Origin of the sequence: Moorena sp. SIO3B2, from assembly GCF_010692525.1 — a bacterium.
Classification (GTDB): Bacteria; Cyanobacteriota; Cyanobacteriia; order Cyanobacteriales; family Coleofasciculaceae; genus Moorena; species Moorena producens.
In genome coordinates, this window is record NZ_JAAHHE010000255.1 from 1 (window position 1) to 8,748 (window position 8,748).

General features: G+C 43.3%; 8 protein-coding genes and 2 pseudogenes. All 10 read right to left on the bottom strand.

Annotated features, from left to right (window positions below):
- Nucleotides 1-162: 162 nt before the first annotated feature.
- On the bottom strand, nt 163-1,185 hold the full coding sequence (gene hemB / locus F6K38_RS30040) for a porphobilinogen synthase (protein WP_287266181.1): 1,023 nt from the start codon (nt 1,183-1,185) through the stop codon (nt 163-165).
- Between the two features lie 313 nt (nt 1,186-1,498).
- Complete coding sequence (locus tag F6K38_RS30045) at nt 1,499-2,245, bottom strand: CmcI family methyltransferase (RefSeq protein WP_008180711.1); 747 nt, start codon at nt 2,243-2,245, stop codon at nt 1,499-1,501.
- Between the two features lie 40 nt (nt 2,246-2,285).
- Complete coding sequence (locus tag F6K38_RS30050; protein WP_052308411.1) at nt 2,286-2,837, bottom strand: HD domain-containing protein; 552 nt, start codon at nt 2,835-2,837, stop codon at nt 2,286-2,288.
- A 19-nt stretch (nt 2,838-2,856) separates the two neighbouring features.
- The gene (locus F6K38_RS30055) at nt 2,857-3,981 is read right to left on the bottom strand and encodes a TauD/TfdA family dioxygenase (protein WP_008180713.1); all 1,125 of its coding nucleotides are present in this window, start codon (nt 3,979-3,981) and stop codon (nt 2,857-2,859) included.
- Between the two features lie 35 nt (nt 3,982-4,016).
- Nucleotides 4,017-4,643, bottom strand: a complete 627-nt coding sequence (locus F6K38_RS30060; protein ID WP_008180714.1) for a class I SAM-dependent DNA methyltransferase — start codon at nt 4,641-4,643, stop codon at nt 4,017-4,019.
- A 390-nt stretch (nt 4,644-5,033) separates the two neighbouring features.
- The gene (locus F6K38_RS30065) at nt 5,034-5,801 is read right to left on the bottom strand and encodes a CmcI family methyltransferase (protein ID WP_008180719.1); all 768 of its coding nucleotides are present in this window, start codon (nt 5,799-5,801) and stop codon (nt 5,034-5,036) included.
- Between the two features lie 275 nt (nt 5,802-6,076).
- Nucleotides 6,077-7,312: pseudogene (locus tag F6K38_RS30070) on the bottom strand (RNA-guided endonuclease InsQ/TnpB family protein).
- A 65-nt stretch (nt 7,313-7,377) separates the two neighbouring features.
- Complete coding sequence (locus F6K38_RS30075) at nt 7,378-7,677, bottom strand: thioesterase domain-containing protein (RefSeq protein WP_165691873.1); 300 nt, start codon at nt 7,675-7,677, stop codon at nt 7,378-7,380.
- 454 nt (nt 7,678-8,131) lie between these two features.
- Nucleotides 8,132-8,284, bottom strand: a pseudogene (locus F6K38_RS30080) (thioesterase domain-containing protein); the annotation flags it as partial.
- A 15-nt stretch (nt 8,285-8,299) separates the two neighbouring features.
- Nucleotides 8,300-8,748 (bottom strand): SDR family NAD(P)-dependent oxidoreductase (locus F6K38_RS30085; RefSeq protein ID WP_287358736.1); only part of this gene is annotated, 449 nt, incomplete at its 5' end.

Genomic DNA, 8,748 nt, shown 5'->3' on the forward strand with positions numbered 1-8,748 from the left:
CTTGGCCTTGGCCGTTGGCCACGCTACGCGAATGGCCACGCTGCTTGAGGTGCGAACAGCTATCAGCTATCAACCAAAGGCCAACGGCTGACCGCTGACCGCTGACCGCTGATAACTGACCGCTGATAACTGACCGCTGACCGCTAACTACGGTTCAATTCCTTACTGCAGGATTGTAGCTACTTCTTTGGCAAAATAGGTCAATATTAAGTCAGCACCAGCCCGCTTCATGCTAGTCAGGGTTTCCATCATGACTTTTTTCTCATCAATCCAACCATTCTGACCGGCTGCTTTAATCATGGCGTACTCACCACTAACGTTGTACGCAGCAACGGGTAAATTAGTATGCTGTCTAACCCGGTGGATAACATCCATATAGGCTAAAGCTGGCTTAACCATCACCATGTCTGCCCCTTCTGAGATATCTAAATCAATTTCTTTTAGGGCTTCAAGGGCGTTAGCGGGATCCATTTGGTAAGTCTTTTTGTCACCAAATTTAGGAGCTGAATCTAGGGCATCCCGGAATGGACCATAATAAGCGGAGGCGTATTTAGCGGAATAGGCCAGAATTCCGACATCAGTGTAGCCCTCACCATCTAGAGCTTTACGAATTGCACCAATGCGTCCATCCATCATGTCGGAAGGTGCAACCATATCTGCCCCAGCTGCAGCTTGAGATAGGGCCATTTTTATCAACACTTCCACGGTGGCGTCATTTAGGATAGTGCCATCTTCGGTGACAATGCCATCATGACCATCACTGGAAAAGGGATCAAGGGCAACATCGGTAATTACCATCAGCTCTGGAACTTCTTGCTTAATTGCTCTGATGGTGCGTTGGATTAATCCATCAGGGTTGTAGCTTTCAGTACCGGTAGCATCTTTCAAGTCCTGGGGAATGAGGGGGAAAAGTGCGATCGCATTAATCCCCAGTTCAAATGCCTCGGTTACTTCTTTGAGCAATAAGTCCAGAGAATAGCGGTAACACCCTGGCATGGACTTAACCTCTGGTTTTAGACCCTGACCTTCCATCACAAATACTGGATAAATCAGGTCATTAACCGTCAGTTGAGTCTCTTGGACCATCCGACGAAAGGCTGCTGTACGGCGCAGACGTCGAGGCCGATGGGTTAATTGGAGTTGGTCAGAAGCTATTGACTTGTCGATCAAGTTGGGTAAGGACATAGTGAATCCGGTAGTAGATGTGAACTTGAGTTAAGTCTGTTAAATTCGTGAAGTTCATTATCAAGCATTTTGGTTTCAAAAATTATTCTGCGCAATAAAACTTTGATTTTGCCGGTTTACTTGACTAGTGACGGTGGCTTATCAGCAATTAAGGTAGTGGTTACTTAACGGGAGTAAGGGATAATAGGGTGATCGCTCTGGGGGCAGATCAGCTGCTAGATTTACTGGCAGGACTTCCGCCAAGCTGGACTGGAAACGTTATAACTAGTAGGGTATGTTATTAATTCACCCTACTGGACTGACACCTTTGAATTCAAACTCTTTTGAGAATAGAATTCCAGTTTTTTGACCCGTTGTAGCCGTACATATCCTGATAGTAGGTATCTATCAGATACTCGTCTTCGTGGTTTTGCAACCAATCCCTCAAATCCTTCAGTTTCCGCGCTCCTTCCTCAACTTCGGCAGCATCATCCCAGTGTTTGCGCCAATAATCCCACATTGATTGGCTCGTGTCCTCGACAATTAAGTAGTCTCCACTCTGAAAGCCATTTTGATGAAAATATTCTAGGATACCAACCAGATTGACGTGGGAGTCTTCAATCAGCAACCAAGGATGAGGCAGATCCCAAAGCATTTGACTAGGAAAGGTAGCAGCCAAGTCATTGGAATCTCCCTGCAAAAAATGCACCCGAGAGTCTTGTTTTGCTACCTCGTCTAAAAGGGAGAGATCGATATCCATCGAATAGACTCTACCTTTTATGCCAAATAGTTCCAAATGATCCGCCAACCAAATGGCACTTCCTCCGTTAAATGCACCAAGTTCGATAATCGTTTTTGGTTGGAGTTCGTGGATTAATATAGGGTAAACCCCAATTTCGGTTACGGACTTATTCAGAATTATCCCTTTCCAAGTCTGTAACATGGCATTTTCCAGCAGAGGAATCCAAGCTTCAACAGGAATATCGCATCGATCTGTTCGTTCTGAGATTTTAGCGAATCGGTTGGGTTTTAACCGTTGATTATGGTGTTGTTTTTCTTGGATAACAGTTTTATAATCCATAATTATTGTTTTAACAACTTTATTGGCAATCCTTTTTATGCTAAATCCTGGGTTGGCGACTGAAAATCGAATCGAGCATCGGTCGGAAATCAGACAGAGACATGGTGTCATAATTAGAGTCAAAAGATAATTGATCCCAGCGATCGCAGAAAATAATGGTTTGCTCAAAAGCGGGATGACCTTTGAACTTGTTGCGCTCATGGCGATCGCCACCAATAAAGTGCTGAAAGTAATAGCCTTGAAACACTTCGTGATGTTCTATCATCCAGGCATTTTCCGGAGACACATAAGGCCGTAAAATCGCGGCGGCCACTTGACCGTGATTGTAGGGCGCGAGGTCATCACCAATATCGTGTAGCAGGGCACAAACAACCATTTCTTCATCAGCACCATCCCGGAATGCCCGAGTGGCTGTTTGTAAGCAATGTTCTAAGCGGTCTACTTGACTTCCCATCTTATGACCGCGCAAGTCTAGCAATGTTTTAACAATCCGGTCTGTCAGACTGTTTACAAGTTCTTCAAAACATTGATTCGTAAAATCCCACTGTTCCTTAGTCAGGGTATCCATTCTTGTGTAACCCGTGATAGTCATAATCCCATAATCCTATTGCTTATCTGTAAAAAGACTGAACCTGGTGGAAATTCTGTCGTCCTGCAAAGTAGTTCCAATCCATATATGCTGTTTCCAGGTGTCTAGAGCCAGAACTGGCGTCAAAAGCTTTACGTCCGTGTAGAATTCGGAAATTCTGCACTAACAAGCAGTCTCCAGGTTGCATCCGAAAACAGTATTCGTAAGCCGGTTTTTTTAGGTAGCGAAAGAATCCATAGTAAGCTTCATAAAAGCTTTCCATCTGCTCGAATGGTAAATCTAATCCCAAATTTTTGTGGCTGAAGAATATGTTAGTTACTTCCTCAGTGTCGTTTAGTTTGATAATTGGCTTTGTCTGGGAAACATAATAATCCCAGTCCTGGTAAAGTTGCCAAAAGGTGACAGGGGTTTGAGTTAAAATTTCAAAGTAGTGGGGATGATCTTGACGAAAATCCTGAGCCACACGAAAACCGTCTACTACGGTGGACTCACCCCCACAGGCTTCATTTTCTACACAATAGAGTAGTTGGACAATGGGTGGGGTAGGCAAGAAGGTGATATCGGTATGGGGTGATAAGGCATTACCCGCTGCTGAGAGAGACAAGTCTTGACCATTTGGGATAGCCTTAACTGTGGAGTAGCGTCCGTATTGAGCTAGATAGTAAATTGGTCCAATGGAAGAGACGAAAGTCTCTAACTTCTCCCAAGGCATTTTTCGCAATAGGGTAAACCCTAGGGTAGAAAGTTGATTCATCCAGAATTCAAAAGAACCATTACTATATTCACACCACTCTGGTGGATTGGCATCTAACCAAGCTTTGTCCCAAAGTTGCTTTTCCCTAGGAGATAACCTAGGTTCCGGTTTGGGGTCGTAGGCACGACTCAGGAGCCAAGATCGGGGAAAAATACTGCGGTGGGGAGGGTCTTCATCCCAGTCAATGATGAGTTTTTCATCTTGGAACTGCACGGATTTGGGTTTTGGCAGTTCTAGGCGATCGCTGAGATCGTTAATTTTCTGAAACGAACTAGGATGATAACACCGAGGACACAAACAATGGTCATATAACCAGATGTAATGAAAACGCTTCCCGTCAAGGGTTAGGAAGCGATCGCTTTGAATTAACTCTTTATAGTCTAATTTCAACATTTGTTTTTCTGTTGCTTAGAGTTCGAGCCTAATAACTAGCAAACTTTATAGGCCCAGACTTGTAAATAAATATCTGGTTCGGCTTCCGGTAGGTTAGCAAATGGCTCTCCTTTTTCAACTAACTTCCACTTCCCAGCAGCTTCTAGGGCTGCTTGCTTGTCTTTAAAATCACTATTCTGGTAATAATCGGGACGAATAGTAAAAATGATATATCCCCCTGGCTTAGTAATACGAATTAGTTCATCAAAACCACTGCTGGGAGCATGGCCTAATGTGAACGTTCCGACGCTAATAATCCCATCAAAGGTGTCCGTTGCCAAGGCTAAAGGTTCGCCCAATATTCCTTGGTGAAGTGCGATGTAAACGTTCTTTTTTCTCGCTTCTTCCAGCATCCCTGCTGAAATATCCATTGCCTCTAGATTGCCATATCCGCGCTGATGAAGAACTTGCCCGACTAGCCCAGTTCCCGCCCCAGCATCTAATATCTTGGCTTCTTTAGAAAGATACTTGACCAAAACCTCGACGGCGGGTTCGGGTCCGGTATAGTTTTCAGGCAACAAATCTTGCTCATACTCCTTAGCCCATACATCATACCTTTCGGCTAATTCTTGATTGTTTTGAGAACTGTATACCCAATGTACCGTATCTGTTTTTTTGCTCATACTTTTACTGAACACTATTTTCTACATTCTTAAGAGAGGTTTTAACGTAAGTTGCTAGTTATAGCAATTCTACGACTTGTGAGGTACAAATTTCTGGTTTTTAGGGAGCAGGGAGCAGGGAGCAGGGAGCAGGGAGCAGGGAAGAGGGAAGAGATAAAAAATAATGTGTACCTCATGAGCCCTATAAACGTTATACAAAGGTTAAGTGTTAACACACACCTAAGTCCCCTTGTTCTACGCCCTTGGCGTATGCCCGAAGGGCTATAGGGGGACCAACGGGGGATCTCAAAAGATTAGGTATATAACTAGCAACTTGTGTTTTTAGTCATGAATTAGTTATACTATCCCCCCTCATAAAACCAGGATAGCTCTGGCTTTTTATCATGCTGTTTAGACTCTTTTCATAATTGAATTCCAACACTTTGAACCATTGTAACCAAATAAATCTTGATAGTAAGTATCAATTCGATAATCGTTTGTATACTTTAGCAAAAAATCTTTAACACAATTATTTTTTTCTTGTTTTGCCTCTCCATTATCTTCATCATTAAAACTTTCATTCCAATATTCCCAACCGTATAAGTTAGTATCCTCAACGATCAAGTAATCTCCTGTCTGTAAACCTTTTTGGTGAAAATATTCAAGGATTCCAACTATATTGAAGTGAGCATCTTCTATTACCAACCAAGGGTGGGGAAGTCCAGAAAGCATCTCGGCAGGAAATACTTCATCAATTTTGTAGGAATCTCCTTCTAAAAAATGAATGCGCTCGTCTTTTTTAGCTTTTTCATCTAAAAAAGATAGATTTATATCAACCGAGTAGATCTGACCTTCAATCCCAAACAACTGCAAATTGTCTGCTAGCCAAACTGCACTTCCACCGTTAAATGCACCAATTTCGATAATTGTTTTTGGTCGTAGTTCGTACATTAGCATCGGATAAATAACCATTTCCATGGCGCTTTTCTGAATATGTAAATCTTTCCAATGCTGTTTGTAGCTGCTTTTGAGGAGAGTTTCCCAAACTGGTGTGGGAATATCCCCGCGCTCTTGGCGAATCTCAATACTCGCAAACCGATCTACCCTAGATAACTCTTTTTTATGAGGTTTTTCTTGGCTTAAGCTTTGATAGCCAAATATATCCTGTGCTTTTGACATTCTTTTTCTCCTGTTTTTTTGACCGAACGTGATCACAAATTATATCAATTCCGGCTACATTGGGATAATATTCATTCTGCTTGGGGGAACTTCCGTTCTTAGTTTACTTATCCCGCTCAGCTTTGAGCTGTTGAGCTAAAATCCGAACGTGAGGCTCCATAATCATAGTGAAATGGTTTCCGGAATATGACACTCTAAGGATTGGGTCGCAATCTGGCTCCACCCCCAAGTTGGATCTTCTAGAGTCATTTCCTGATTAGTTGACACTCCCCGCCCTATAAGGACGGGGATTCTTCACTCAACGATTCGGCTTGCTGAACCTGGCCGGAACCAAGAACAGTAGAGGCTAAATCTCCTGAAGCGTTTCGGGGAACCCGACGCTACGCGAACGGGTCTATGACCCAGGTTCCGGTGTGCCCCACCGTACCCAAGGCTTGTTGGAGTATGTTGATTGCGGCGTTATGGTCTCTGTCTAACTTGCAACCACACTTACAGACGTGAGTCCTAGTTGACAATGACTTCTTCACTGTTTCACCGCACTCGGAGCAATTTTGGCTGGTATAGGCAGGATTCACTGCAACCGTGACCCTGCCAAACTTAATTCCAAAATGCTCTAACCATTTCCTAAATTGATACCAACCTGCATCATTAATAGACTTGGCAAGACAATGGTTTTTAACCAGGTTATTTACCCTTAAATCTTCATAGGCGACCAGATCGTTAGACCGGATTACGCAACGTGCCAGTCTCTTGGCATGTTCTTCACGCTGCCTACTTATTTTAAGGTGATGCCTACCTAGTCTATTGATGGCTTTCTTGCGGTTAGTTGAACCTTTCTTTTTCCGAGAAACTCGACGTTGATAAAATTTTAGTCGCTTTTCGCCTTTGCGATAAAATCTAGGGTTAGGTTCAGTATTTCCATCAGAGTCAGTATAGAACTCTTTTAGACCTACATCTAATCCTATAGTCCTTTTAGAGGGGGCTAGTTCCTCTTTCACATCAACTGCAACACAAAACTGAACATAGTAGCCATCAGCTCTTTTTACAATGCGAACTCGTTTGATTTGCTTTATATCAAAGCGCCACAAGTCCCATTTTCCTTTGAGTTTGAGCTTTCCTATGCCTTTTTTGTCCCTGAAGGTTATAGACTTCTTGTCAGGTGAAAGTTTCCATCCAGATTGCTTGTACTCTACAGAGCGACAATGTTTTTGGAATCTAGGAAAACCTTTCTTTCCTGGTACCTTCTTCTTACAATTGTCATAAAATCGGACAATCGATGACCATGCACGCTCAGACGCTGCCTGTCGCGCGGTTGAGTTCAGTTCATTAGCAAAAGGGAATTGTTTGGCCAGTGTTTTGCAATACTTGCTAAGGTCATACTTCCCAGTCCCTTTATTGTCCATCCATAATCTAATGCAAGAATTGCGAATGAATTTGACTGTCCGAATAGCCTCATCTATTGCAGAGTACTGACTTTCTTTACCGTAGGCTTTGAACTCAATTATGGTCACCGGATATCGACCTCCTCCGTTACTATTTTATCTTACACCATTTGGCGACAAATATCCGGGCAGACTCAAAAATAAAAAGCCGTCCTAGAAGGACGGGGCTTTAAACCCAAACTTTTTGGTAAATAATTCCCTAAAGCACCAACCTCACTGGCTCGGAAGAAGTTAATCGGAATTGAATCAATCTTCTGGGGTAGATAGCCAGCACTGGCTTCAGTATTAGCCTTGTAAACTGCCAGAATTCGCTTCAACTCAGTTTGACTCAACATCTGTCCAGACTTTTGCAATTGTTCCAGGAGATAGCTCAGTTGTTCATCCCCATCTAGAGACTGAAGTATTTTTGGCGAAATCTTGAGGTTTTGACCCAAAATGCTTTCGTAAATACTGGCTAGGTTGGTTATGGACTTGGTATAGCAGAAGTCAGAAGTCCGCAAGTCAGAAGTCAGAAGTCAAACTCTTGCGCTTACTTAGGTTTGAGACTTTTGTCATGTCCTAACTGCCCTGTCTTGATGCAGTCGCTCATGGGGGAAACCCCCAAGACCGCGCTGCATCGCTGGCGACTGCTATATTATCCCATTGAGCTGCATCTTTTTCTGGAGCCGGAACCTCTACCTGATATCATGTCCGGTTGAAGACTCAATACATCGGGGTAATGGTTTTAGGTTTTAGGGTAATGGTAAAAGGGCTGATTATTCATCTAATCGCAAAAACCCTGATTGAACAGTATTTTTCAGTTCCGTGCCACCTGCCACCTGCCACCTACCACCTGCCACCTAACACCTTAGACTTTTGTGATGATTAATTATCCGGATTTTATATGAATTCCATAATGGCCAGCAAAGATACTTCCTGTCCTTGATTCCGTAATTGTTGAGCCATCTCAAATGCGACTTTTCCCCCGAAAGAATGACCACCTAGTAGATAGGGTCCGTTGGGTTGAACTGCTTGTAGGGCTTTAATATGGTGGGCAGCAATTACCAATTCTTTTTATTACCATAGAGACCCCGCAGATACAGTTAGCTCCTGCATTGTCATACCAACTGCTTCATCTCGGCAGAGGAAAGCAGCTAGTTCGCCAATTTCTTGAGGCTGTATGATCCTTTTCTGGGGGTAGCTCTGCTTAACTTCTTCAAAATATTCCGCAAAACTTCGACCTTCAGATTCAGCAAACTCTCTCATCGCGTTTTTGCCAAGCTCCGTTTCTACCCAACCCGGACTAATGGCATTGCAGGATACCCCATGAGGCGCTCCTTCTAAAGCCACACAACGAGTTAGCCCAACCACTGCTGCTTTAGAAGCACAATAGGCAGGAACATTAGGATTACCAACTGAGGCAGCAGTAGAAGCAATGTTGATAATGCGACCCCACTTGCGTTCGATCATTCCTGGTAAACAAAACTTGATCGTACGATAAATACCATTGAGATTAACATCAATAA

Coding starts and splice junctions, on each gene's coding strand:
- hemB (WP_287266181.1), bottom strand. CDS start 1,185: ATGTCCTTACCCAACTTGATCGACAAGTCAATAGCTTCTGACCAACTC.
- F6K38_RS30045 (WP_008180711.1), bottom strand. CDS start 2,245: ATGGATTATAAAACTGTTATCCAAGAAAAACAACACCATAATCAACGG.
- F6K38_RS30050 (WP_052308411.1), bottom strand. CDS start 2,837: ATGACTATCACGGGTTACACAAGAATGGATACCCTGACTAAGGAACAG.
- F6K38_RS30055 (WP_008180713.1), bottom strand. CDS start 3,981: ATGTTGAAATTAGACTATAAAGAGTTAATTCAAAGCGATCGCTTCCTA.
- F6K38_RS30060 (WP_008180714.1), bottom strand. CDS start 4,643: ATGAGCAAAAAAACAGATACGGTACATTGGGTATACAGTTCTCAAAAC.
- F6K38_RS30065 (WP_008180719.1), bottom strand. CDS start 5,801: ATGTCAAAAGCACAGGATATATTTGGCTATCAAAGCTTAAGCCAAGAA.